The sequence below is a fragment of the Variovorax palleresanus genome (assembly GCF_051144945.1).
Lineage (GTDB): Bacteria > Pseudomonadota > Gammaproteobacteria > Burkholderiales > Burkholderiaceae_C > Variovorax > Variovorax paradoxus_S.
Map to the genome: position 1 here is coordinate 4,326,536 of NZ_JBJNVP010000002.1, position 24,221 is coordinate 4,350,756.

At 64.2% G+C, this 24,221-nt stretch carries 21 protein-coding genes; 16 read left to right on the top strand and 5 right to left on the bottom strand.

The annotated features are described in order from the left end of the window. Positions 1 to 144: 144 nt before the first annotated feature. From ACJ7Z0_RS24120 to ntrC, 16 genes are all read left to right on the top strand, one after another. Positions 145 to 1,194, top strand: a complete 1,050-nt coding sequence (locus ACJ7Z0_RS24120; protein ID WP_434791850.1) for a hypothetical protein — start codon at positions 145 to 147, stop codon at positions 1,192 to 1,194. A 229-nt stretch (positions 1,195 to 1,423) separates the two neighbouring features. Continuing rightward, positions 1,424 to 3,460, top strand: coding sequence for a YcaO-like family protein (locus tag ACJ7Z0_RS24125; protein WP_434791851.1), 2,037 nt, complete (start codon positions 1,424 to 1,426; stop codon positions 3,458 to 3,460). Positions 3,461 to 3,538: 78 nt separating this feature from the next. Beyond that, entirely contained in the window at positions 3,539 to 3,754 is a 216-nt protein-coding gene (locus tag ACJ7Z0_RS24130; protein WP_434791852.1) for a hypothetical protein, read from the top strand. A gap of 27 nt (positions 3,755 to 3,781) precedes the next feature. After that, positions 3,782 to 5,086: a radical SAM protein gene (locus ACJ7Z0_RS24135; protein ID WP_434791853.1), complete on the top strand. Its 1,305-nt coding sequence runs from the start codon at positions 3,782 to 3,784 to the stop codon at positions 5,084 to 5,086. A gap of 241 nt (positions 5,087 to 5,327) precedes the next feature. Further along, a complete protein-coding gene (locus ACJ7Z0_RS24140) occupies positions 5,328 to 6,923 on the top strand; it encodes a methyltransferase regulatory domain-containing protein (protein ID WP_434791854.1) in 1,596 nt (531 codons plus the stop codon). A gap of 47 nt (positions 6,924 to 6,970) precedes the next feature. Beyond that, positions 6,971 to 8,707: a gamma-glutamyltransferase gene (ggt, locus tag ACJ7Z0_RS24145; RefSeq protein ID WP_434791855.1), complete on the top strand. Its 1,737-nt coding sequence runs from the start codon at positions 6,971 to 6,973 to the stop codon at positions 8,705 to 8,707. Between the two features lie 54 nt (positions 8,708 to 8,761). Beyond that, complete coding sequence (locus ACJ7Z0_RS24150; RefSeq protein WP_434791856.1) at positions 8,762 to 9,496, top strand: pseudouridine synthase; 735 nt, start codon at positions 8,762 to 8,764, stop codon at positions 9,494 to 9,496. Positions 9,497 to 9,576: 80 nt separating this feature from the next. After that, on the top strand, positions 9,577 to 10,584 hold the full coding sequence (locus ACJ7Z0_RS24155) for a YncE family protein (RefSeq protein ID WP_431123190.1): 1,008 nt from the start codon (positions 9,577 to 9,579) through the stop codon (positions 10,582 to 10,584). A gap of 76 nt (positions 10,585 to 10,660) precedes the next feature. After that, on the top strand, positions 10,661 to 11,407 hold the full coding sequence (locus ACJ7Z0_RS24160; RefSeq protein ID WP_434792719.1) for a polysaccharide deacetylase family protein: 747 nt from the start codon (positions 10,661 to 10,663) through the stop codon (positions 11,405 to 11,407). Between the two features lie 10 nt (positions 11,408 to 11,417). Then, the gene (locus tag ACJ7Z0_RS24165) at positions 11,418 to 12,392 is read left to right on the top strand and encodes a sterol desaturase family protein (protein ID WP_434791857.1); all 975 of its coding nucleotides are present in this window, start codon (positions 11,418 to 11,420) and stop codon (positions 12,390 to 12,392) included. Between the two features lie 38 nt (positions 12,393 to 12,430). Beyond that, entirely contained in the window at positions 12,431 to 13,306 is an 876-nt protein-coding gene (locus ACJ7Z0_RS24170) for an EI24 domain-containing protein (protein WP_434791858.1), read from the top strand. Beyond that, positions 13,303 to 14,103, top strand: coding sequence for a competence/damage-inducible protein A (locus ACJ7Z0_RS24175; RefSeq protein WP_434791859.1), 801 nt, complete (start codon positions 13,303 to 13,305; stop codon positions 14,101 to 14,103). The genes ACJ7Z0_RS24170 and ACJ7Z0_RS24175 overlap by 4 nt, the downstream gene beginning before the upstream one ends. Positions 14,104 to 14,249: 146 nt before the next feature. Beyond that, the gene (gene glnA / locus ACJ7Z0_RS24180; RefSeq protein ID WP_055799147.1) at positions 14,250 to 15,665 is read left to right on the top strand and encodes a type I glutamate--ammonia ligase; all 1,416 of its coding nucleotides are present in this window, start codon (positions 14,250 to 14,252) and stop codon (positions 15,663 to 15,665) included. A gap of 143 nt (positions 15,666 to 15,808) precedes the next feature. After that, the gene (locus ACJ7Z0_RS24185) at positions 15,809 to 16,318 is read left to right on the top strand and encodes a hypothetical protein (protein WP_434791860.1); all 510 of its coding nucleotides are present in this window, start codon (positions 15,809 to 15,811) and stop codon (positions 16,316 to 16,318) included. A gap of 3 nt (positions 16,319 to 16,321) precedes the next feature. Further along, positions 16,322 to 17,401 (top strand): nitrogen regulation protein NR(II), encoded by a 1,080-nt coding sequence (glnL, locus tag ACJ7Z0_RS24190; RefSeq protein ID WP_431123175.1) that lies wholly within the window; start codon positions 16,322 to 16,324, stop codon positions 17,399 to 17,401. A gap of 23 nt (positions 17,402 to 17,424) precedes the next feature. Continuing rightward, positions 17,425 to 18,957 (top strand): nitrogen regulation protein NR(I), encoded by a 1,533-nt coding sequence (ntrC, locus tag ACJ7Z0_RS24195; protein ID WP_434791861.1) that lies wholly within the window; start codon positions 17,425 to 17,427, stop codon positions 18,955 to 18,957. A 138-nt stretch (positions 18,958 to 19,095) separates the two neighbouring features. Here the strand turns inward: ntrC and ACJ7Z0_RS24200 are convergent, their stop codons facing one another. From ACJ7Z0_RS24200 to ACJ7Z0_RS24220, 5 genes are all read right to left on the bottom strand, one after another. Next, positions 19,096 to 19,608 carry a hypothetical protein gene (locus ACJ7Z0_RS24200; protein WP_434791862.1) on the bottom strand — a complete coding sequence of 171 codons (513 nt, stop codon included), beginning with the start codon at positions 19,606 to 19,608 and terminating at the stop codon, positions 19,096 to 19,098. Then, positions 19,605 to 20,393, bottom strand: coding sequence for an exodeoxyribonuclease III (xth, locus tag ACJ7Z0_RS24205; protein WP_431123169.1), 789 nt, complete (start codon positions 20,391 to 20,393; stop codon positions 19,605 to 19,607). The genes ACJ7Z0_RS24200 and xth overlap by 4 nt, the downstream gene beginning before the upstream one ends. A 122-nt stretch (positions 20,394 to 20,515) precedes the next feature. After that, positions 20,516 to 21,445, bottom strand: a complete 930-nt coding sequence (locus ACJ7Z0_RS24210; RefSeq protein WP_434791863.1) for a dihydrodipicolinate synthase family protein — start codon at positions 21,443 to 21,445, stop codon at positions 20,516 to 20,518. A 23-nt stretch (positions 21,446 to 21,468) separates the two neighbouring features. Next, positions 21,469 to 22,998: a UxaA family hydrolase gene (locus ACJ7Z0_RS24215; RefSeq protein WP_434791864.1), complete on the bottom strand. Its 1,530-nt coding sequence runs from the start codon at positions 22,996 to 22,998 to the stop codon at positions 21,469 to 21,471. Positions 22,999 to 23,012: 14 nt separating this feature from the next. Further along, entirely contained in the window at positions 23,013 to 24,185 is a 1,173-nt protein-coding gene (locus ACJ7Z0_RS24220) for an L-rhamnonate dehydratase (RefSeq protein WP_434791865.1), read from the bottom strand. Positions 24,186 to 24,221: the final 36 nt, after the last annotated feature.

The window sequence follows — 24,221 nt, forward strand, 5'->3', positions numbered from 1 at the left end:
TTGGGCAATACATCCAGGGATTTGGAATTTTGTTTAGTGGTCGGACGCTCTTTTTCTTCTTGACCCCGAGCGGCTAAACAAATCTTTTCTGGGCTGGATATATTGGTCGAATGGTCGTCATGGCCGACATGGACCGGATCTCTTGTGTCTTACATCGCTCTCACCCTGAACCACTTTCGGGCTCTTCAAGAATGGGCTCTCCAGCATCAGGCAGAGGTACGCCTGGATGTGCCGACCTTCCGCGTGGAAGTCCGGCGCGGGGCAGCGCGTTTCAATCTTCATCCTCGGTTTCTGAACACGACGGAAATGGGTCTGAGCTATTCGTCTGCGCTCACTCAGAGCGCCACGGGTTTCATCGGCTGGCTCCCATATCGTCCGATCCGATGGCAGCTTTCGAGCGACAAGCTGGACTTCAAGGACTTCGTGCGGCGCTGCGGCATGCGTGCTCCGCAAATTTGGACCGCAGACGGTGCAATCGATCAGGACTATGTGCTGAAGCTCCCGTCGGGCTCGTTTGGGCAGGCGGTGTTTGGCCCTTATCACAAGGGCTTTGATGCGAGATCACTTCCCGAACACCAGAATCGCGTGAAGGACAGGATCTTCGCGGAGCAATTCGTCACCGGTCGCAACGTGAAGGTCTGGTTTTGGGGTGGGGTGCCGTTTCACGCGCACATTGATCCGTATCCAGTGATCCGAGGCGACGGCGTCTCGAGGATTCAGGAGTTGATTGCTCGAAAGCTGGGGCGCCCCGATGGATGTGTCCCGGAGAACGCCGACAAGCCATGGCTCATATCTTCGTTGGCCTATCAAGGTTGGAGCCTGTCGGACATGCTGCCCGCAGATCAGGAGGCCTGGATCGAGTATCGCTATGGCCGAAGATATGCGAGTTCTCCCGCTCAAGCCCAATCGGACAGCATGCTGTCGGAGCTCTCTCGATCAGCCGCACAGCAGGTCAAGGCCATGGGAGCCTTGCTGCACGAGGAGTTGATGAAGGAGTTCCATGTTCCTGTGCTATTCGCGCTGGATGGGGTCCTGGACTCGAGCGACCAGATCTGGTGGCTCGAAGCGAATTCGAACCCTATCCTGCCTCCCTCGGGATATCCGGTGGTCTTAGGGACGCTGTTTGACATGGACGATCCCAAGGTGATGGACGTTCGTCAGGAACTGCCCCAAGCAGTCGCTACAGACATATAGACCGATGACGGTACCGGAACAGGGGACCTCGAGTCCGCCGCAGCTACCCCTCGCGGTAGGAAAATGGACCTACCAACGGAACGGTGGGGTGCTTTGCAGTCTCCCATTGAGAAGACTGCGTGTTTCGGCACCCACGGACTTTCTTCGAGCTGTAGAGCGTACTTGCGACGGGAAATCGCCCTGGAGCAAGGTCCGTGACGGACTGAGCGCAAGGTGGCCTGTGCGGGACGTGGACGCGTGCCTTTCAACTCTCGTCGAACAAGGCTTGCTGGTGGAGGCGGGGCATGCGCTGGCGCTCCAGGCGCAGATTGGCTGGACCCCGCAGCCGCTTGGCGCGCCGCTCAATAGCGTCGAGGACCTTCGCGTGTTGAGCGAGACGGCTCGCCTCCGGTTGAAGGTCTCCACTCCCGAAGCGGAAAAATTGCGGCCGCATGGAACGCCGATGCTCGATGCGCTTCTTGACCGAGGCAGCGCGAGAACATTCGAGGATCAGGCGCTGTCCCTGCAGTCGACGGTCAATATTCTGTGGTCGATCTATGGGGTACTGCGCGAAGGGGCCGAGCATGTGCACCGAACGGTGCCCTCAGGAGGCGCCCTGTATGGTCTGCGATGGTTCATGGCTTTGCTGCGCCCCATGGACGGCTACGCCGCCGGCTTGTACGAAGTCAGGTACCACGCGACCGAACACGAAGGCGGTGAGCTTTCGTTGCATCCGCAACAGGGGGCGGTTGACGATGCCTGGTGCACGCTTCTGGTGGCCTCCGTCCTGAGCTTCGCACATGCCGTGATCTATCCGGTTGCCGATCTGCGCTTCATCAGCAAAAAGTATGGGAATCGGGCGTTGACCCTTGCGCTCATGGAGGCGGGGCATGCACTGCAAAATGGGGCGCTGGCAGCGCGCCACGAGGGGGCTGCAACCATCGTACGCGCAGACACTGTAGAGATGGAGGTGCTGTCTCTCCTGGCATTGGATCCGTCGTTCTATCCCTTGCCCGCGCTGGTGCTGGGTGCGAAGCCGACGCAGGCGCAGGAGGTTCAGGCGCAATTGGCGCATCGAATGGTTCCGGTCTGCTCGGTGCCGCAGCATTCTCAGATGCTGCACCTGGCTTCGCGAATGGCGGTGGCGGGGCCGATTCAGGTCGGGAGCCGGGTCGCGCAATCGATGTGGGCGGGAGGGCGTTCGGAGAGCGCCCGCGTCGCCGTGATCAAGGCGGAAGCAGAGGCATGGGAGCGGATCGGATGGTCGACCCCACCGGCATCGTTGCCGCGGGCGAGATTCGATGAACTTGCCAGTGCTGTCGACCCGCGTTGCCTGGTTGGCTATTCGCCGGAACAGTACGCGCGCGACGCCTTCCCATACGCTCCTTTTTCTTCCCGCAGACGCTATCCTTGGACTAAGGGTGTTCGCGCCGAAGACGGCGCAGAAGTTCTCGTCATGGCGCAGTGCGTTTATGCATTGAGTTCGCTGGATGCCGCCGATGTGCGGTTGCCATATACCAACGCGAGCACTTCTGGCGTTGCCGCTTACACAGACATGCAAGAAGCCCGATATCGGGCGCTCGTCGAACTCGTGGAACGAGATGCTTTCTCACGCACGTGGCTGGCGCGCGCTGCACCTGATCTGATCGAGGAGTCGGCTCTCCCTGCGGGGCTTCGGCAACGGTTGCGCCAATTGCGGCAGGCCGGGTACACGGTGTCTCTTCATGCCTTGGAGTCAAAGTACCTGCCGGTTGCAGGCGTTTTTGTGCAGCACCAGGATGCGGTATTCACCGCGCTGACCACCGGGGCAGGGTTCGAACTCGAGGAGGCGCTGGCGTCGGCCCTCTCTGAAGCGGAAAGTCGTGTGCAGCAGCAGCACGGACAGACACATCCAGTTGTTCATATGAAGCCAAAAGAAATTCGGCTGGCCAAGCATCACGGCGACTATTTTCAAACGCGGCGCGGTTCACGGAAGGCTGACTGGTTTTCCACCGGTGCGAGGCAGACTCTGAGAGGAGCGGCAAGCCGTTTTCCTGCATCCGGGCGAGCATTGCTCGACGGTTTCGTGAATCGGGGACAGCAGGTCTATTTCTGCGACTTGACGCCGCCCGGAGCTTCGATAAATCAGGGGCGTACGCCGCTGTATGTGGCAAGAGCATTTGCGCCTGGCCTGATCCCTCTCTGGTTTGGCTATGGCACCGAGCCGCTGGGATCGTGGGGCGCTAACGCAACCGGCAAAGCGTCCCCCGAAGTTGGCAGCCTGGAACTCATCCATCCTTGCACCTAATCCAATGGGGAGATCGCCATCGAACGTTCTGCCTAAGTGTCGAAGCCCAAGTAATTTTGTTTGATAGAAGGAGTTCATATGAAGAATGGTCAAAGCAAGCAGGCATCCAGCCGTCGTTCCAACGCAGGAATTACGCTGAACTGCAACGTGGTGGTGGAGCCTTCCAGCATCGATTTCCTCAACGAGGGAGCGGTTTTCGTAGCGGGTTCGCAACAAGATTGCGGTTGCGGCATCTCGCCCATGCCTGAACTCAGAAAAGGGCATCGCCGCGGCCCGACGGGAAACAAGCGCTGATGCCTGGCCGGTGACGGAGCACTTCGGATGTTCATCCTTCATTGCACTGATACAGCGGGGGTGCCCGTCAGCCTGCGGTATGCACCGCATTCCAGTGCGTTGACAAACCTTGACGGCACGCCGGTTCTCGCAAATCGGCAAGTCGCGGAGCAACGCGCCTGGGAAGACGCCGTGCGCATCAACCCGGAGCAGCCAGGCCTCAAAGTCGCCAATCCGTCTGTACTCAAGATACAGCTCGGTCTTGGCTGCAACTACACCTGCTCGTACTGCAATCAGGCAAGTCAGGTCGAGTCCATGGCGATGACGAAGACCGCGGATGCGCTGGCTTTTCTGCATGATCTCGAAAAGTGGCTTGAAGGTGTTCCTTCCCGGATCGAATTGTGGGGAGGAGAGCCGCTCCTGTATTTCCGGAAGCTTCAGGTCCTGGTTCCTGAGCTTGATCGCAAGTTTCCTGATGCAGAGATCTCGATGGTGACCAATGGAAGCCTCTTGACGCAGGAAATTCTGGACTTCATCGCCTTCTACGACATTCAAATAACCGTGTCTCATGATGGGCCAGGCCAGTACCTGCGCGGCGAGGACCCCTTCGAAAATCCTGCACGGGCCGCTTTCCTGACGGCACTTTGGAAGGAGCGCAAGGCAAAGGGGCGCATGATATTCAGTTCCGTCTTGACCCCCGGAAACAGCGATCCAGCAGCGATCAGGCAATGGTTCGTCAATCGACTGGCCGATGATTCGGTGATCACCTCCCTGGAGGGTATTGTTGCGACTCATGATGACAACGCACTGGCGGGGCCGGGGGTCTGGAGCCCCGCGCAGTATCAGGAGATGAGGGCATCGGTCGCAAGATCCTTCGAGACGGGGGAGGCTCTCAGGATTCCCGCCTTAGCGGAAAAGGCAAAAAGTTTCTTCCAGGCTGTGATGCTGGGTATGCCGTCCACTTCCATGGGGCAAAAATGTGGAATGGATCGCAGTGACCATGTCGCCGTTGATCTGCATTCGAATGTGCTGACATGCCAGAACACCGGGGCGAACGCCGAGCATGGCCTGGGTTCCGCATTGGAGATGGATGCCATTCGCATGACGACTTCCACGCATTGGGCCTACCGCGAATGCTGCAATCATTGCCCGGTTCTTCAGTTGTGCGGAGGCTCCTGCATGTATCTCGAAGGGGAGCAGTTCGCCCAGTCGTGCGAGAACGAATACCAGTTCGGCATGGGGGTACTCGACGGTACGCTGCGCCGGGCTTTAGGATTGAAACTGGAAAGCATCGAAGGTGATATTCGCCGCCCGATCCGCCGAAAGACGATCCCGATCATTGCCCGTCAGTAGCTTCGACGCACGGTGGCGCAGCGCTGTGCAGCGAAACAAGAAGTCCGGCAACCATGAGGGTTCCGGCGCATCGTTCAGTAGGCCCCGGCCCACCATCCATCACAAAAAGCCAATCTGCGGCAGGTTGGCTTTTTTTTGCCCGGACGCACGGCTATAGTCAGCGGGCGCTGTCACGCCATCACCGTTCTGCCTTCTCGCAAAGGACGCGGCTGGCCACCTAGATCCGCCCAAAAAGGACGCCGTGCCCGATTCACTGACCTCGACGCTCACGCGCTACTACGATGCGGTGCCCTATGAATCGCACCCGTTCCCGCAAACGGCCGTCGAGCATCTGGAGGCCATTGCGTTCTTGTTCGGTCTCCAAGCACCGGCACCGGCCCGGGCGAGGGTGCTGGAGCTTGGTTGCGCGGCTGGAGGCAACCTGATTCCATTCGCCGCCCGCCACCCGGAGGCCAGCGCCCTGGGCATCGATTTGTCGAAGGTGCAGGTGGAGCAGGGCGCCGGAGCCATCGCCCGCGCGGCGCTGCCCAACGTGGAACTGCGGGTGTTCGACCTTGCGGAGGTCGATGCATCGTTCGGGCAGTTCGACTACATCGTCTGCCATGGGGTCTACAGCTGGGTGCCGGGCCCGGTGCAGGATGCGATCCTCCGCATCTGTTCCGAGAACCTTGCGCCGGACGGCGTTGCCTATGTCAGCTACAACGTGTACCCGGGCTGGAAGGCGAGGGAGATCGTGCGCGACGCGATGATCCTGCGGGGCGGTCCGCGCGACACGCCGGAAGAACAGCTGTCGTATGCGCGCGGCATGCTCGAATTTCTGGAGCAGTCGGCCCGGTCCGACAGCGTTCTCAAGAAAACGCTCGAGGAAACGATGCCTATCGTGCGTGGTGCCAGCAGCTACTACCTGCTGCACGAATTCCTCGAGCCCTGCAACGCACCTTGCTATTTCAAGGAGTTTGCGGCGCGCGCCGAGGCGAAGGGCCTCGCCTACCTGGCCGATGCGGAGCCCTCGACGATGTTCGTGCAGAACTATGGCGACAAGGTTCGCGAACCGCTGCTGCGCGAGTGCGGCGGCAGCCAGGTCCTGATGGAGCAGTATCTCGACTTTCTGGTCAACCGCACCTTTCGGCAGACGCTGCTGGTGAAGCAGCATCGTGGCGGCGACATCCGCTACCGGCTCGATCATGCCCGCATCCGCGGTCTTGAATTCGCCGGCATGTTCACGGCGGCGGACGGCGGCGCGTTGACGCTCGATGCACGCGAGCAGCCGTGCAAGGCGCTGCGCAATCTCACGGTGACGCTGCGCCTGCCGGTGCACAAGGCCTTGGCACAGGTGCTCGATTCCCGCTATCCGGCCAGCACGTCGTTCGAGGCGCTGGTCGCGGCGGTGCTGGCTGTCACGGGTGAACCGCGCACTTCGGTCGAGCCGCTCGTGCTGTCGATGCTCGAGGAGCTGCTCATCCTCGGCGCCGTGCGTATGCGGCGCGCGCCGGTGCAGGTCGCCGCCGAGATATCGGCGTGGCCGCGTGCCCTGCCGTCGGTGCGAACGGCATCCGGCCTCGCGTTGTCGGCCGGAAATTCGGCGAGCGTCTGCAACCAATGGCACGATTCCGTGGGACTCACCGCGCTCGAGCGTTGCCTGTTGCCGCTGCTCGATGGCGCGCATTCGCACGAGATGCTGGCGGACCACCTGGTGGACGAGGTGCGTGCCGATCGCCTGCGCTTCGTCCACGACGACAAGCCGCTCGCCGAAACCTCAGCCTTGAAGGAATTCGCGCTGAAACAAGTGGCGATTGGCTTGAACGACTTGCGGCGCAGGGCGCTGCTGGTTGCGTGACACTATCCATCGCCTCCCACCATCCAACTCAACGAGGGACTTTCTCCATGCAGCAACTCCACTGGACTCCAACATTGCGCGCCGCGGTAGCGGCCGCACTCGTACTGGCGGGCGCAAGCGCTTCCAACGCCGCCTCGCAGGCACCTGTCGCGGCCGAGCACGGCATGGTCGTGAGCGCGCAGCACCTGGCCACCAAGGTCGGTGTCGACGTGCTCAAGCGCGGCGGCAACGCGGTCGATGCGGCGGTGGCCGTGGGCTATGCGCTGGCAGTGGTGTACCCGGCGGCGGGCAACCTCGGCGGCGGCGGCTTCATGACCGTGCAACTGGCCGACGGCCGCAAGACTTTTCTCGACTTCCGCGAGAAGGCACCCCTGGCCGCGACGGCCAACATGTACCTCGACAAGGACGGCAACGTCATCAAGGGCCTGAGCACCAACGGCCACCTGGCCGTGGGCGTGCCCGGCTCCGTGTCGGGCATGGAATACGCGCGCGAGAAGTACGGCACCATGAAGCGCGCCGACCTCATCGCCCCCTCGATCCAGCTGGCCGAGAAGGGCTTTGCGCTGGAGCAGGGCGACATCGACATGCTGCGCACCGCCACCAACGATTTCAAGAAGGACTCGGTCTCCGGCGCCATCTTCCTGAACAAGGGCGAGCCCTTCGCGGTCGGCCAGAAGCTGGTGCAGAAAGACCTTGCCAAGACGCTGCGCGCCGTCAGCGCCAAGGGTGTCGACGGCTTCTACAAGGGCTGGGTCGGGCAGGCCATCGTGGCGTCCAGCCAGGCCGGCAAGGGCATCATCACCCAGGCCGACCTCGACCAATACAAGACGCGCGAAATGGCGCCGGTCGAATGCGACTACCGCGGCTATCGCGTGGTGTCGGCGCCGCCGCCGAGTTCGGGCGGCGTGATCATCTGCGAGATGCTCAACATCCTCGAAGGCTATCCGCTCAAGGACCTGGGCTTCCGCTCGGCCGAGTCCGTGCATTACCAGATCGAGGCCATGCGCCACGCTTACGTCGACCGCAACAGCTACCTGGGCGACCCGGACTTCGTGAAGAACCCGCTCGACCGCCTCCTCGACAAGGGCTATGCCGAGAAGATCCGCGCCGTCATCGACCCCAAGAAGGCCGGTGTCTCCAAGGACATCAAGCCCGGCGTCGCGCCGCACGAAGGCAGCAACACCACCCACTACTCGATCACCGACCAGCAGGGCAATGCTGTCTCGGTCACTTACACGCTCAACGACTGGTTCGGCGCCAAGGTCACGGCCGACAAGACCGGCGTGCTGCTGAACAACGAGATGGACGACTTCACCGCCAAGATCGGCGTGCCCAACATGTACGGCCTGGTGCAGGGCGAGGCCAACGCCATCGCCCCGGGCAAGCGCCCGCTGAGCTCGATGAGCCCGACCATCGTCTCGAAGGACGGCAAGCCGGTGTTCGTGGTTGGTACGCCCGGCGGCAGCCGCATCATCACAGCCGTGCTGCACACCATCCTGAACGTGGTCGACTACGGCATGAACGTGCAGGAAGCCGTCGATGCGCCGCGCTTCCACCAGCAATGGCTGCCCGATGTCACCAACGTCGAGACCTTTGCGCTGAGCCCCGACACCCGCAAGATCCTGACCGACATGGGCCACAACCTGGGCGTGCCGCAGCCGGCCAACCACCTTGCGGCGATCATCGTCGGCGCGCCATCGCTGGGCGGCAAGCCCGTCGGCGCCAACCGTTTCTACGGCGCGAACGACCCTCGCCGCAACACCGGACTGGCCGCCGGGTACTGATCCGGCAAACTCGGGCGGTCGTGCCACTTTGGCGCGGCCGCCTTTTTCATTTCCATGCATCTGCAAGACATTCTTTATTCCCAGGGCTTCGGCACGCGGCGCGTGTGCGCGGGGCTGATCCAGCAGGGCCTCGTGACGATCGCGGGCAAGGTCGTGAACGACCCGTTCGCCGACCTCGATCCCGAAGGCCTCCTTTTCACGGTCCAGGGCACCGAGTGGGCGTACCACGAAAAGGCCTACCTGATGCTCCACAAGCCGGCGGGTACCGAGTGCTCGCAAAAGCCCTCGACCTACCCGAGCATCTACACGCTGCTGCCGTCCCCGCTGCGGCTGCGGCCCAACAAGGGCGCGGTGCAGGGCGTGCAGGCCATCGGCCGGCTCGACCAGGACACGACCGGGCTGCTGTTGCTGACCGACGACGGCCAGTTCATCCACCGGATGGGCTCCCCCAAGCACCACGTGCCCAAGGTGTACGAGGTCACGGCCAAGCATCCGGTGGACGAAGCGGAGATTGCCAAGCTGCTGGCCGGCGTGGTGCTCGACGACGATCCGAAGCCCGTGCGCGCGGCCGCCTGCGAATCGGACAGCCCGCTGCACTTGCGGCTGACCCTCACCGAGGGCAAATACCACCAGGTCAAGCGCATGCTGGCCGCGGTTGGCAACCGGGTCGAGGGCTTGCACCGCTCGCGCATCGGCCAGCTGGCGCTGCCCGCAGAGCTTGCGCCCGGCCAATGGCGCTGGCTCGACGCCGGACAAGTTGCTGCGCTCCGTGAAAAAACACCGGGATAAGGGCACCGCGAACGGGGGCGGTCAGCCAGCCGTCGGGTCCGGACGTTGATAATCGACAGCACTCTTCCGGAACTTCTCCCTTGCGATTCCTTGCCCGACCGAATGGCCGCTTGCCGGCCTTCCTGCTTTCCTGCCTGACGGTCTGGGTGGCACAAGCCGCCACTGCTGCACCGCCCGAAGCCCCGCCGATCTTCGTGCTCAATTCGCTGGATGCCAGCGTCAGCGTGATCAACCCGGCCGACTGGACCGAAAAGCAGCGCATCGCCACCGGCAAGGAGCCGCACCACATCTACATGACGCCGGACGAAAAGTCGGTCATCGTGGCCAATTCGGCGGGCGATTCACTGACTTTTCTCAACCCCAAAACCGCCGAAGTGCAGCGCGTGGTCTACGGCATCATCGATCCGTACCAGCTGCAGTTCTCGCGCGACATGAAGTGGTTCGTCACCGCCGGAAACCGGCTCAACCACGTCGACGTCTACCGCTGGGACGGCAAGGACCTGAAGCTCGCCAAGCGCATTGCCACCGGCAAGACGCCCAGCCACATCTGGATCGACGCCACCAGCACCATTGCCTACGTGACCATGCAGGACAGCGACGAACTCATCGCCGTCGACCTGCCCACGCAGACCATCCGCTGGCGCATGGCCACCGGCCCCATGCCGGCCGACATTTTTGGCACGCACGGCGACAAGACCCTGCTGGTGGGCCTGACCGGCAGCGACGGGGTGCAGGTGTTCGACGTGGCGGGCGCCGAGCCCAAGCTCGTCGGCAAGATCCCGACCGGCAAGGGCGCGCACGCCTTCCGTTCGGCCGGCGACGGCAAGAGCGTCTTCGTGAGCAACCGGGTGGCCAACACCATCAGCCGGATCGACCTGGCGACGCTCAAGGTCAGCGCAACATACCCCGTGCCGGGCGGCCCCGACTGCATGGACGTTTCCGCCGACGGCAAGACCTTGTACGTTACTTCGCGCTGGGCCAAGAAGCTCAGCGTGGTCGACCTGGCAAGCCAGAAGGTCGTGCGCCAGATCAATGTCGGCCGGTCGCCGCACGGCGTCTGGACCCTGGAACATGCAAAAAGAATCTGAGCGGGTCCCGGTGGCAATCCGGCAGATCCGGCTTCGCAGCGTTTCCGGGGCCGTTTTTGCCATCGCCTGCGCCGCGATGCCGGCCGCGTGGGCGCAAGGCGCTTCCTGCGAAAAGCCGGTCTACCTGACCTTCGACACCGGCCACATGGGCGTCGCTCCGCTGGTGGCCGACGTGCTCAAGCGCCAGAACATACGCGTCACCTTCTTTGCCGCCGCCGAACGCACCCAGACCGACGGCGACAGCCTCGACAGCCACTGGGCCCCATGGTGGAAGGCGAGGGCGGCCGAAGGCCACGAATTCGCCTCCCACACCTACGACCATGCGTACTGGCGCGGCGACCTCAAAGGGGTGGAGCCGAGCTTTCGCATCAAGCCCTCGGCGGGCGCGTTCGCTGGGCGTGAGTTCACCTGGACCGCGGCCGAGTACTGCGCCAACATCGGCAAGGCCTCCGAGCGGCTGGCCCTCATCACCGGCAAGAAGCCGCTGCCGCTGTACCGCGCGCCGGGCGGCAAGACCTCGACCCGGCTGCTCGCCGCAGCCAAGGCCTGCGGCTTCGAACACGTGGGCTGGTCGCCCGCCGGGTTCCTGGGCGACGAGTTGCCGAGCGAGAAATTCAGCAACGAAAAGCTCCTGGCGCAGGCGCTGGAGACCATCCGCCCCGGCGACATCCTGCTCGCGCACCTGGGCATCTGGTCGCGCAAGGACCCGTGGGCGCCGGCCAACCTCGAGCCGCTGATCGTCGGGCTCAAGGCCAAGGGTTTCTGCTTCGAAACCCTGCGCCAGCACCCCGATTACCGCGCCTGGATCGCGTCCCACCCCTGAGGCCCCTGCCGTGATCGATTGGTTGACGGACGCCTTTTCCGCGCTGCAGGGCTGGTTTTTCGAGACGGTGATCCAGCCCCTGGTCTATGCCGTCGGCCTCGGCGGCTGGACCGAAGATGCCTTCGACGCCACCGGCTGGCTGCTGGTCGGCCTGATCCAGGTCCTGGTGCTGCTCGCGGTCATCGGTCCGCTGCAGCGCTGGCGGGCCGCCGAGCCGGTCACCGACCGCCGCGCCATTCGCATCGACGTTCTCTACACGCTGATCCATCGCCTCGGCGTGTTCCGCCTGGCCATGTTCTTCACGCTCGAGCCGCTCTTCGACGAAGCCATCGGGAGCCTGCGCACCGCGGGCTGGGGCACCTTCCACCTCGACGAGGCCTGGCCCGGCGTCACCGACGTGCCGTGGGTCGCGTTTGCAATCTACCTCGTGGTGCTCGATTTTGTCGGCTACTGGATCCATCGCGGCCAGCACCAGTTCAACTGGTGGTGGGGCCTGCATTCGCTGCACCATTCGCAGCGCCAGATGACCATGTGGAGCGACGACCGCAACCATCTGCTCGACGACATCGTGCACGACACCCTGATCGTCATCGTGGCGCAGCTGATCGGCGTCGCGCCCGGCCAGTTCATTGCCTTCGTGGCCTTCACGCAGCTCAGCGAAAGCCTGCAGCATGCCAACCTGAAGCTCGGTTTCGGCGCCATTGGCGAGCGGCTGTGGATCAGCCCGCGCTTTCACAGGCTGCACCACAGCATCGGCCTGGGCCATGAATCGCGTGGCGCCCACACGCTGGGCGGGCACAACTTCGGCGTGCTGCTGCCCTGGTGGGACATGCTCTTTCGCACCGTCAACTTCGAGCCGCGCTACGACCCGACCGGCATCCGCGACCAGGTCGAGCCCGGCGCCGACGGACGGCTGCGCGACTACGGGAGCGGCTTCTGGGCGCAGCAATGGCTCGGCCTGAAGCGGATGGTCGGCCGCGGCTGAGCGCCGGCCCGAACCGAGCCGGTTATCCTTCGCACCCAATGCGCCTGCTCCTCGACTCTTTCTGGCGCGCGGTCGCCTATTGCATGCTGCCGCGCGTGATCGTGCTGTCGCTGCTGCCCCTGGGCCTGATGGTGCTGCTGGCCGCAGGGTTCGGCTATTTCTTCTGGGACGCCACCGTGGCATGGACCCGCGAGGCGCTCGACGCCTGGCCCCTGCTGTCGAGCTTCTGGGGCTGGATCGGGCGGCTCTTTTCGGGTGACGTCACGGCCGTGCTGGCGCCGCTGGTGGTCGTGGTGGCCGCCACCCCGCTGATCGTGGTCGTCTCGCTCCTGATCGTGGCCGGCCTCATGGCGCCGCCGCTCACGGCACTGGTGGCGCACCGCCGCTTTCCCGCGCTGGAGCGCAAGAAGGGCGCCTCTTTCTTCGGCAGCGTGGCGCGCTCGCTCGGCGTGACTGTGCTGGCGCTGGTGGCGCTCGTGGTTTCCATGCCGCTCTGGCTCATTCCCCCGCTGGTGCTCGTCCTGCCACCGCTGATCTGGGGCTGGCTCACCTACCGCGTGATGAGCTTCGATGCGCTGGCCGAGCACTCAAGCCCCGAAGAGCGGGCCACCATCCTGCGCGCGCACCGGCTGCCGCTTTTATGCATCGGCGTGCTGTGCGGGTACCTGGGGGCCGCGCCCAGCATCGTCTGGGCCTCGGGCCTGCTGTTTGCCGCCGCCTTCTTCGTGCTGGTGCCGCTCGCCATCTGGATCTACACGCTGGTATTTGCCTTTTCGGCGCTCTGGTTCGGCCACTATTGCCTCGATGCCCTGGCGCAGTTGCGTGCCCAGCGCGGAGCCGCCGCCGCTTCGGCCGAAAGCGCCCCAGCCCTCGAAGCCGACCAGGCCGTTCTTTCTCAGTGGAAATCCCCATGACCCGTGCATTCGGACTGATCGTCGTCGGCGACGAAATTCTTTCGGGCAAGCGTGCCGACAAGCACATGCCCAAGGTCATCGAGCTGCTCGCCGCGCGCGGCCTGCAGCTTGGCTGGGCCGAATACGTGGGCGACGTGCCGGCGCGCATCACGGCGGCGCTCGGCCGGGCCTTTGCCTCGGGTGACATCGTCTTTTCGACCGGCGGCATCGGCGCCACGCCGGACGACCACACGCGGCAATGCGCCGCCCTGGCCCTGCGGCTGCCGCTCGAACTGCATCCCGAGGCCGAGCTGCTGATCCGCGAGCGCATGCAGGACACCGCGCGCGAACAGGGCATTGCCTACGAGCCGGATCGGCCGGACAACATCCACCGCCTCAACATGGGCGTGTTTCCCAAGGGCGCCACGATCATCCGCAACCCGTACAACAAGATTCCGGGCTTCAGCGTCGATCACGTCCACTTCGTACCTGGCTTTCCCGTCATGGCGTGGCCGATGATCGAATCGGTGCTCGACAGCCGCTACGCGCACATGTTCACCAGCGGGCAGGCGGCCGAAAAATCGGTCATCGTCTTTGGCGCCATGGAAGCAACGCTCACGCCTCTGATGGAGGCCATCGAAGCGGCGCACGCGGGCATCAAGGTGTTCAGCCTGCCCAGCGTCGACCATCCCGAGTACGGCCGCCACATCGAACTCGGGGTCAAGGGCGATCCCGTTCGCCTTGAAGCCGCCTACGCGCAGCTGATCGAGGGCCTGCACGCCTATGATGCGAAGCTTGGCCCGGAATTGGTGCGCTAGTTTTGAATGCACCAAATTAGTGATTTCTCGCCTTTTTTTGGGGTTTGCGGCCCTTGCCGGCGCCTCTTCCGAAGAGGCGACAATGGCACAGAAACTGCATCCTTCGTCCCTGTATTCCTAACCACCATCCAACTCAGGAGAAACTGATGGCAAAGACCGTCGCCGATGTACTCAAGCTCGTCAAGGAAAACGAGGTCAAGTTCATCGACTTCCGCTTCACCGACACCCGTGGCAAAGAGCAGCACGTGACCGTGCCCGTCTCGGCTTTCGATGAAGACAAATTCACCTCGGGCCACGCTTTCGACGGCTCGTCCATCGCTGGCTGGAAGGGAATCGAAGCCTCGGACATGCAGCTCATGCCCGACCCCAACACCGCCAACATCGATCCCTTCTTCGAAGAAACGACGCTGATCCTGACCTGCGACGTGATCGACCCCGCCGACGGCAAGGCCTACGAGCGCGATCCGCGTTCGCTCGCCAAGCGCGCAGAGGCCTACATGAAGGCTTCGGGCCTGGGCGACACCGCCTACTTCGGTCCGGAACCCGAATTCTTCGTGTTCGACGGCGTTCGCTGGAAGAACGACATGTCGGGCTGCTTCGTCAAGATCGACTCCGAAGAAGCCTCCTGGAACACCGACAAGGAATACGAGCACGGCAACACCGGCCACCGTCCCGCGGTCAAGGGCGGCTACTTCCCGGTTCCCCCGGTCGACAGCTTCCAGGACATGCGCTCGGAAATGTGCCTGGTGCTCGAATCGCTCGGCATCCCGGTCGAAGTGCATCACCATGAAGTGGCCAATGCCGGCCAGATGGAACTCGGCACCAAGTTCAGCACGCTCGTGCAACGCGCCGACTGGGTCCAGCTGCAGAAGTACGTGATCCACAACGTGGCCCACGCCTACGGCAAGACCGCCACCTTCATGCCCAAGCCCATCGTCGGCGACAACGGCTCCGGCATGCACGTGCACCAGTCGGTCTGGAAGGACGGCAAGAACCTGTTCGCAGGCGACGGCTATGCGGGCCTCTCGGACTTCGCGCTGCACTACATCGGCGGCATCATCAAGCACGCCCGTGCCCTGAACGCCATCACGAACCCCGGCACCAACAGCTACAAGCGCCTGGTGCCCGGCTTCGAAGCCCCGGTGAAGCTGGCCTACTCGGCCAAGAACCGCTCGGCCTCGATCCGCATCCCGTTCGTGGCCAACCCGAAGGGCCGCCGCGTCGAAGCGCGCTTCCCCGATCCGCTGATGAACCCGTACCTCGGCTTTGCTGCATTGCTGATGGCCGGTCTCGACGGCGTGGAAAACAAGATCCATCCGGGCGAAGCCGCCAGCAAGGACTTGTACCACCTGCCGCCGGAAGAAGACGCGCTGATCCCGACCGTCTGCCACAGCCTCGACCAGGCTCTGGAATACCTCGATAAGGACCGTGCGTTCCTGACCAAGGGCGGCGTGTTCACCGACGCGTACATCGATGCGTACATCGATCTCAAGATGCAGGAAGTCACGCGCTTCCGCATGGCGACGCACCCGGTCGAATTCGACATGTACTACTCACTCTAAATCGGTGGGCGCAAGCCCCTGATGGTTAAGTAAGACAAAAAGGACGGCTGCGGCCGTCCTTTTTCGTTGACGCGGAACATCTTGTCACCGATGGGGTCGAATTGCAGGAAAATGCACCTTTGTCGCGCCATCCACCGATTCTCATGAAGACTGCTTCCCTCATTTTCCTGGCTGGTTCATTGTTCGCCGTCGCCTTGCCGGCGTCGGCTCAGGAGCGCGTGTGGCGCTGCGGCAATGAATACACCAACAATGCAACCGTGGCGCAGCAAAAGGGCTGCAAGGTTCTCGAAGGCGGCAACGTCACCGTCGTGCAGGGCACCAAGCCTTCGGGCGGCGGTTCGGCGAGCAGCGGTTCCGGGCCGGCCGCGGCGCGTGCGCCGGCCGGCAGCCCGCGCGTCGAGGGCGTCGACCAGCGCGCCCGCGACGGCGAAGCACGCTCGGTGCTCGAGGCCGAACTGAAGAAGGCCGAGGCCCGCCAGGCGGAACTGCAGAAGGAATACAACAACGGCGAGCCCGAAAAGCAGGGCAGCGAAGGCCGCAACTACCAGAAATACCTCGATCGCGTGGCTGGAATGAAAGCCGAGCTGGCGCGCAACGAGAGCGACATCGCGGGCATCCGCCGCGAACTCGGCCGTCTGCCGGCCAAGCAGTAAACCATGGTGTTCGGGAAGAAGGCGACTGGCGCCGGCCTGCGCTTTCAGTCCTTCGACCTGCTGTCCACGCTGATTGCGGTGGTCAGCACCAACGGCTCGGTGCTGTTCGCCAATGCGGCGCTCGAAGACGCGCTGGGCACGTCGCGCCGCACGCTCGAAGGTTCTCAGTTCGGTGCCTGCTTTCACGAGCCGCACGTTCTGCGCACCGCCATCGACGGTGCGCGCAGCAACGACTTTGCCACGCTGCGCTACGAGGCGTTTCTGCGCCGCGTCAACCACGAACTGATGCCGGTGCAGGTCACGCTGGCGCAAGGCGACAAGACGGGCGAACTCATCATCGAGATGTCGCCGCTCGAGCAGCAGGTGCGCCAGGACCGCGAAGAGCGCTTGATCGACCAGGCGCAGGCCAACAAGGAACTCATCCGCAACCTCGCGCACGAAATCAAGAACCCGCTGGGCGGCATTCGCGGCGCGGCGCAATTGCTGCAGATGGAGGTCGAGTCGCGCGACCTCATCGAGTACACGCAAGTCATCATCCACGAAGCCGACCGGCTGCAGACGCTGGTCGACCGGCTGCTGGCGCCGCACCGGCGCCCGCACGTGGTGGGCGACGTGAACATCCACGAAGTGTGCGAGCGCGTGCGCTCCGTCATCCTGGCGGAGTTTCCGCGCGACCTGCACATCGAGCGCGACTTCGATCCCTCGATTCCCGAGTTCCGCGGCGACCGCGAGCAGCTGATCCAGGCCACGCTCAACATCGTCCACAACGCCGCGCAGGCCCTGGCCGAGCGCCGCGCCGCCGGCGATGCGCAGATCACTTTCAGGACGCGAATCGCCCGGCAGGTGATATTCAACAAGCAGTGGTATCGATTGGCACTGGAATTGCATGTCATCGACAATGGACCGGGTGTGCCGGACACGATCAAGGACCGCATCTTCTATCCGCTCGTATCGGGCCGGGAAGGCGGTACAGGGCTCGGATTGACGCTCGCGCAAACCTTTGTGCAACAGCATCACGGCGTGATCGAGTGCGACAGCGTCCCGGGCCGAACCGATTTCAAGATATTGATACCGCTGCCCTAGCAGCCACGGCAACAAGGAGATGCATGAAGCCGATCTGGATAGTTGATGACGACCAATCGATCCGCTTCGTGCTCGAGAAGGCCTTGCTGCGCGAAGACTTGCCCACGCGCAGTTTCACCAACACGCGCGAGGTGCTCGCCGCCCTCGAACTCGCCGAAGACGACGAGCAGCAGGGCCCCCAGGTCCTGGTGAGCGACATCCGCATGCCCGGCGGCTCCGGCCTCGATCTGCTCGACAAGATCAAGGCCAAGCACCCCGGCCTGCCGGTCATCATCATGACGGCGTTCTCCGACCTCGACAGCGCCGTGTCGGCGTTCCAGGGCGGTGCCTTCGAATACCTGCCCAAGCCCTTCGACCTGCCGCGCGCGGTCGAACTCATCCGCCGCGCCGTCGACGAAAGCCAACGCGAGGAAGTGGCCGAGGAGCGCATGGTGGCCGCGCCCGAAATGCTGGGCCAGGCGCCGGCCATGCAGGACGTGTTCCGCGCCATCGGCCGGCTCTCGCAAAGCAACGTCACGGTGCTCATCACCGGCGAATCGGGCTCGGGCAAGGAGCTGGTGGCGCGCGCGCTGCACAAGCATTCGCCGCGCGCCAACGGTCCCTTCGTGGCCATCAACACCGCGGCCATCCCCAAGGACCTGCTCGAGAGCGAACTGTTCGGCCATGAGCGCGGCGCCTTCACCGGCGCCCAGACCATGCGGCGCGGCCGCTTCGAACAAGCCGAGGGCGGCACGCTCTTTCTCGACGAAATCGGCGACATGCCGTTCGACCTGCAGACGCGCCTGCTGCGCGTGCTGAGCGACGGGCACTTCTACCGCGTGGGCGGCCACAACTCGGTCAAGGCCAACGTGCGCGTCATCGCGGCCACCCACCAGGACCTCGAGCAGCGCGTCAAGCTCGGCGGCTTCCGCGAGGACCTGTTCCACCGCCTCAACGTGATCCGCCTGCGGCTGCCGGCCCTGCGCGAGCGCGGCGAAGACGTGCCCGCGCTCACGCGCCACTTCCTGCAGGTGAGCGCGCGCCAGCTCGGCGTCGAACCCAAGCGAATTTCCGACGCCGCATTGGCCAGGCTCGCCGCCTTCGGCTTCCCGGGCAACGTGCGCCAGCTGGAAAACATCTGCCACTGGCTGACCGTGATGGCCCCGGCGCAGCTGATCGAAGCCAAGGATCTGCCGCCTGAAGTCATGGCCGCCGCCGCCAGCCCGCAGGTCCAGGCCACCGACGCAGCCCCCGCCGCAGCAGCAGCACCGGCTCAAGCCGCGCCGCAGTTGTCATCGAGCCCCGAGCGCGAAACGGCGCCGGCAAGCACCGCGCCCGAAGCCGCCGAAGGCCTGGTCGGCGCAAGCAGCTGGGAAAGCGGCCTCGAGATCGAAGCCCAGGCACTGCTCGCAGCCGGCCGCACCGACGTCTGGGACGTGCTCTCGCGCCGCTTCGAATCGCGCCTGATCCTCACCGCCCTCGCCAACACCCGCGGCCGCCGTATCGAAGCCGCTCAAAAGCTGGGCATCGGCCGCAACACCATCACCCGGAAGATCCAGGAACTGGGCATTGAGTAAGGCAAAGCCGGCTCGCAAGCGAGCGGCGGGCTCCCTTCCAGGGATACCGCGGAACCGGCTTTGCCGGGCCGCTGGTATCGCCCCCGGTAGGGGGTTGGCGTAGCGACACGAAGTGCGCGGAGACTGGGGGCGAGCCAGTTATCTGCTTCGTTGGCCCAGCGTCAGCGAGTCGAGCTGGAAGTTTCCGCTCTTGTCCCAGAGCCAGGTGTCGACGTAGGTATGGCTGCCAAGGCGCCCCGGGCTCGGCAGCGGCGACGCCGCCTTGATGAGTTCCGCGATCTTGGGCGGGACTTCGGGTGCATGGCTCGGTACGCGGCTGAACGTCACGTTCTTCACGTTGCCGCTGGCGTCCAGGTCGGTTTCGACCACCACCACCGCATAGACCAGCGGGGGAATCTTCCCCTTGTAGATGCGCTGCGGATAGGCGTTGTAGATCTGCCGCGCCCCGGACTTGCGATACGCCCGCACGGCGGGTGTTTGCGCGGTGATCAGGCGCACGGTCGGTACGTCGCTTCTTGGGCTTGCGACTTCGTCGGGTGCGGAAGCGGTCGGCTTGCCGTCGCCGGCCTTTTCTGTCGGCTTGAGAGCCGAACAGCCTGCGAGCGCCAGTGCCGCCGCAAGGATTGCGAGAGTGCGTATGTTCGTGGTCATAAGGTGCCTTGGTCGAGTTCGAGCACCACGGGCGCGTGGTCACTTGGTTTTTCCCACTTGCGTGGCACGCGATCGATGATGCAGCCCTTGGCGCGCGGCACCAGCGGCTCGCTCACCAGGATGTGATCGATCCGCAAGCCGCGGTTCTTCTGGTAGCCGAGCATCCGGTAGTCCCACCACGAGTAGCTTTTCTCGGGTTGCTCGAAGAGGCGGAAGCTGTCGGCCAGGCCCAGCTGGAGCAGCGCCTTGAAATGGTCGCGCTCCTCGGTCGTGTGATGAATCGTCTCCTTCAGTCCCACCGGATCGAAACTGTCGCGGTCTTCCGGCGTGATGTTGAAGTCGCCCAGCAGGACCAGGTTCGGATGTGCCGCCATTTCGGCGCGCAGCCATTCGCGCAAGGCGCGGAGCCAGCCCATCTTGTATTCGAACTTGTCGGTACCGGGCGCCTGGCCGTTGACGAAGTAGCCGTTCACCACGCGCAGCGGACCCGCCGGTGTCTCGATCGTGGCGGCAATCACGCGCGACTGGTCGTCGGTAAAACCGCCGATGTTCCTGGCCACGTCGCGCATCGGCGCCAGGCTCAGGATGGCCACGCCGTTATAGGTTTTCTGGCCGAACACGGCCGCCTCGTAACCGGCCGACTTGAGCACGTCGAGAGGAAACTTGTCGTCGCTCATCTTGAGCTCCTGCAGGCAGAGCACGTCCACGGGATTGGCAATCAGCCAGTCGAGCACATGCTGCAGGCGGGCAGTGAGGGAGTTGACGTTCCAGGTGGCTATTTTCATGAAGTTGCGAAGTGATGGCGATCTGCCGCGAAGGGACGCCAGCTTAGCAAAAGCAGTCGAAAAACCTGCTTACATCAACGCCAGGCAGCCTGGCGAAGCGTGCACGTTACCGCTTCCTTTGTTCATCGCGCCCAGCGCAGCACCAGCGGGTCGAGCCGCCGCGCGGTCTCGATCAGGCTCTTGCGGGTCTCCGGGTGCATCTCTGGCCAGGGATGGCGCGGCGCTTCGCAGGCGATCACGCCGCCTTCCTTCATCAGCGCCTTGGCCGCGAGGAAGCCCGACTGCCGGTTCTCGTGGTTGATCAGCGGCAGCCAGCGCTGGTAGAGCGCAAAGGCCTGATCGCGGTCGCCTGCGCGGTGCGCCTCGATGATCGGGCGGATGCCATCCGGGTAGCCGCCGCCGGTCATCGAGCCGGTGGCGCCGGCGTCCAGATCGGGCAGCAGCGTGATCGCTTCTTCGCCGTCCCACGGGCCCTCGACCGCATCGCCGCCGAGCCGGATCAGCTCGCGCAGTTTGGATGCCGCACCGGCCGTTTCGATCTTGAAGTACGCGACATGCTCGATCTCGCGCGCCATCTTCGCGAGGAACGCGGCCGACAGCGGAGTGCCCGCGGCCGGCGCATCCTGGACCATGATGGGAATGTCCACCGCGTCCGACAGGCGCGCATAGAACGCATGGATCTGCGGCTCGGTCACGCGGAAGGTGGCGCCGTGATACGGCGGCATCACCATGAGCATGGCGGCGCCCATGGCCTGTGCGCGGCGGCTGCGCTCGGCGCACACCTTGGTGCTGAAGTGCGTGGTGGTCACGATCACCGGCACGCGGCCCGCCACGTGCTCGAGCACGGTGCGCGTGAGCACCTCGCGCTCGTCGTCCGACAGCAGAAACTGCTCGGAGAAATTGGCCAGGATGCAAAGCCCGTCGGAGCCGGCATCGATCATGAAGTCGACGCAGCGCTTCTGGCTTGCCAGATCGAGTTCTCCGCTTTCGGTGAACGGCGTCGGAACGACGGGGAAGATGCCACGGAAGCGGGCAGGGCGAGTGGTTGTCATGGTGTGGAGAAAGAAGTTGCGGGTCAGGTGACCACGCTGATTTGCCAGGGCACAAACTCCTGCTGGCCGTAGCCGTGGAGTTCGCTGCGCGAGGGCTGGCCCGAGGCGGTGTCGAGCAGCATCTGGAACAGCCGGACACCGAGTTCCTTGATGCTGCGCGTGCCGTCGAGCACCTCGCCGCAGTTCAGGTCCATGTCGTCCGACTGCCGCTCCCACAGCGCGGTGTTGGTCGCGAGCTTGAAAGAGGGGGAGGGCGCGCAGCCGTAGGCCGAGCCGCGTCCCGTGGTGAAGCAAATGAGGTTGGCGCCGCCCGCCACCTGGCCGGTGGCCGAGATCGGGTCGTAGCCGGGCGTGTCCATGAACACGAGGCCCTGGGCCCGCACCGGTTGCGCGTACTCGTACACGTCGACGAGGTTGGTCGAGCCCGCCTTGGCGATCCCGCCCAGCGACTTCTCGAGCACGGTGGTCAGGCCTCCGGCCTTGTTGCCGGCCGATGGGTTGTTGTCCATCGCCGCGCCGTTGCGCGCGCAATAGGCCTCCCACCAGCGGATGCGGTCGACCAGCTTGCGGCCGACGTCGGGCGTCTGCGCGCGGCGCGTGAGCAGGTGCTCGGCGCCGTAGATCTCGGGCGTTTCCGACAGGATGGCCGTGCCACCGTGCGCAACCAGCAGGTCCACCGCCGCGCCGAGCACCGGGTTCGCCGAAATGCCCGAGTAGCCGTCGGAGCCGCCGCACTGGAGGCCGACGACCAGGTGGCTCGCGGGCACGGTCTGCCGCCGCACCGCGTTGGCCTGCGGCAGCATCTGCTGGATCAGCTCGATGCCCCGCGCAATGGTTTTGGTCGTACCGCCGGTGTCCTGGATCGTGAAGCTTTGCAGGCGGGCGCTGTCCGCCAGGCCCTGCGTGGCCAGCAGCGTGGACACCTGATTCGTTTCGCAGCCCAGGCCGATAACCAGCACGCTCGCAAAGTTGGGATGGCATGCGTAGCCGCCCAGCGTGCGCTGAAGAATCGCGAGCCCTTCGCCGTCAGGGTCGACCGCGCAGCCCGCACCGTGCGTGAGCGCCACCACGCCGTCGATGTTCGGGAACGGCGCCAGCATCTCGGGATGGATGTCGCGCCTGAAGCGGTCCGCGATGGCGCGCGCCACCGTGGCCGAGCAGTTCACCGAGGTCAGGATGCCGATGTAGTTGCGCGTGGCGACGCGCCCGTCTTCCCGCACGATGCCTTCGAAGGTTGCGGGCTCTGCCGTGCGCACCGTTGGGCGTGCATCGGCCGAATGCGCATGGTCGCGCGTGAAGTCGCCCATCGCGAGGTTGTGGGTGTGCACGTGCTGGCCCGCGCGAATCGGCCGGCTCGCAAAGCCGATGATCTGCCCGTAGCGGCGCACCGCGGCGCCCGGCTCGATGGCGCGCGTGGCCATCTTGTGGCCCGGCGGAATCAGCCCGGCCACGGCCACGTTTTCGCTTTCGATGTGGGTTCCCGCGACCAGTTGGTCGAGCGAGATGACGACATCGTCTTCGGCATGCAGCCGGATCACGCGCGCGTATGACATGGCGGGGTGCACCGTCACTCGACGATGTTGAAGTCCTTGAGGTACTCGGTCTTCAGCGTAAGGCCCAGGCCCGGCTTGTTGTCGTCCAGCTGCAGGAAGCCGTTCTCGGCCACCGGCTCGCCGTCGAAGATGTAATAGAACAGCTCGTTGCCCACTTCGACGTCGTGCATCGGGAAGTACTCGCTCATCGGCGAAGCCAGCGTGCTCATCGTCAGGTGGTAGTTGTGCATCTGGCCCGCATGCGGAATGACCGGCACGCTGTAGGCCTCGCACAGCGCGTTGATCTTGTGTGCCGCCGTGATGCCGCCCACGCGGTTGGTGTCGTACTGCACCACCGACACCGCCTTGCGGTCCAGGAGCTGCTTGAAGCCGTAGAGCGAGAACTCGTGCTCGCCGCCCGAGATCGGAATGCTGGTCAGCTGGTTCAGCTCGGCGTAGCCATCGATGTCGTCGGCGATCACCGGTTCTTCGAGCCAGCGCGGCTCGAACTTCTCGAGCTTGGGCAGCATGCGCTTGGCGTACTCGAGGTTCCAGCCCATGTAGCACTCGAGCATCAGGTCGTTGTCGTAGCCGATGACTTCGCGCACGGCCTCCACCGACTTGAGGTTTTCCGCCACGCCCTTCTGCAGGTGCGCCGGGCCATAGCCGAAGCGCATCTTGAACGCGGTGAAGCCCTGGTCGAGAAACTTCTGCGCCTCGGCCTGCATTTCCGCGAGGTCGGTGCGATACAGCTTCGAGTAGTAGCAGGGAATCTTTTCTTTCGTGCGGCCGCCGAGCAGCTTGAACACCGGCTTGTTGACCGACTTGCCCAGGATGTCCCAGATCGCGAGGTCGACTGCCGAGATGGCGGCCATCGTCACGCCCTTGCGGCCCCAGGCGTGCGTGGCGCGGTACATGCGCTGCCACAGGTACTCGTAGTCCCACGGGTCCTGCCCGATGACCAGCGGCGCGAGGTACTGGTCGATGATGGCCTTGGCAATGGCCGGCGCAAGCGCCACGTTGCCCAGGCCCACGATGCCGTCGTCAGTCTCGATCTCGACCACGGTCCACGAATGGAAGCGGAAGGTGCTCATCGTTTCCTGCGGCGCATACAGCAGGTCCATCGCGTTGGAGCAGAAGTTGCCCTGCGGTGGAACGGTCTTGCCCTTCCATTCGAAGACTCGGGCGCGCACGGATTTGATCTTCATCTTCTCGATCTTTCTAAGGTGATAGGTAGGTGTTGA

What these genes read in the sequence shown, in the direction of transcription:
- ACJ7Z0_RS24130 (WP_434791852.1), top strand. Translation starts at nt 3,539, where the DNA reads ATGAAGAATGGTCAAAGCAAGCAGGCATCCAGCCGTCGTTCCAACGCA.
- ACJ7Z0_RS24135 (WP_434791853.1), top strand. Translation starts at nt 3,782, where the DNA reads ATGTTCATCCTTCATTGCACTGATACAGCGGGGGTGCCCGTCAGCCTG.
- ggt (WP_434791855.1), top strand. Translation starts at nt 6,971, where the DNA reads ATGCAGCAACTCCACTGGACTCCAACATTGCGCGCCGCGGTAGCGGCC.
- ACJ7Z0_RS24150 (WP_434791856.1), top strand. Translation starts at nt 8,762, where the DNA reads ATGCATCTGCAAGACATTCTTTATTCCCAGGGCTTCGGCACGCGGCGC.
- ACJ7Z0_RS24160 (WP_434792719.1), top strand. Translation starts at nt 10,661, where the DNA reads ATGCCGGCCGCGTGGGCGCAAGGCGCTTCCTGCGAAAAGCCGGTCTAC.
- ACJ7Z0_RS24170 (WP_434791858.1), top strand. Translation starts at nt 12,431, where the DNA reads ATGCGCCTGCTCCTCGACTCTTTCTGGCGCGCGGTCGCCTATTGCATG.
- ACJ7Z0_RS24175 (WP_434791859.1), top strand. Translation starts at nt 13,303, where the DNA reads ATGACCCGTGCATTCGGACTGATCGTCGTCGGCGACGAAATTCTTTCG.
- glnA (WP_055799147.1), top strand. Translation starts at nt 14,250, where the DNA reads ATGGCAAAGACCGTCGCCGATGTACTCAAGCTCGTCAAGGAAAACGAG.
- ACJ7Z0_RS24185 (WP_434791860.1), top strand. Translation starts at nt 15,809, where the DNA reads ATGAAGACTGCTTCCCTCATTTTCCTGGCTGGTTCATTGTTCGCCGTC.
- glnL (WP_431123175.1), top strand. Translation starts at nt 16,322, where the DNA reads ATGGTGTTCGGGAAGAAGGCGACTGGCGCCGGCCTGCGCTTTCAGTCC.
- ntrC (WP_434791861.1), top strand. Translation starts at nt 17,425, where the DNA reads ATGAAGCCGATCTGGATAGTTGATGACGACCAATCGATCCGCTTCGTG.
- ACJ7Z0_RS24200 (WP_434791862.1), bottom strand. Translation starts at nt 19,608, where the DNA reads ATGACCACGAACATACGCACTCTCGCAATCCTTGCGGCGGCACTGGCG.
- xth (WP_431123169.1), bottom strand. Translation starts at nt 20,393, where the DNA reads ATGAAAATAGCCACCTGGAACGTCAACTCCCTCACTGCCCGCCTGCAG.
- ACJ7Z0_RS24210 (WP_434791863.1), bottom strand. Translation starts at nt 21,445, where the DNA reads ATGACAACCACTCGCCCTGCCCGCTTCCGTGGCATCTTCCCCGTCGTT.
- ACJ7Z0_RS24215 (WP_434791864.1), bottom strand. Translation starts at nt 22,998, where the DNA reads ATGTCATACGCGCGCGTGATCCGGCTGCATGCCGAAGACGATGTCGTC.
- ACJ7Z0_RS24220 (WP_434791865.1), bottom strand. Translation starts at nt 24,185, where the DNA reads ATGAAGATCAAATCCGTGCGCGCCCGAGTCTTCGAATGGAAGGGCAAG.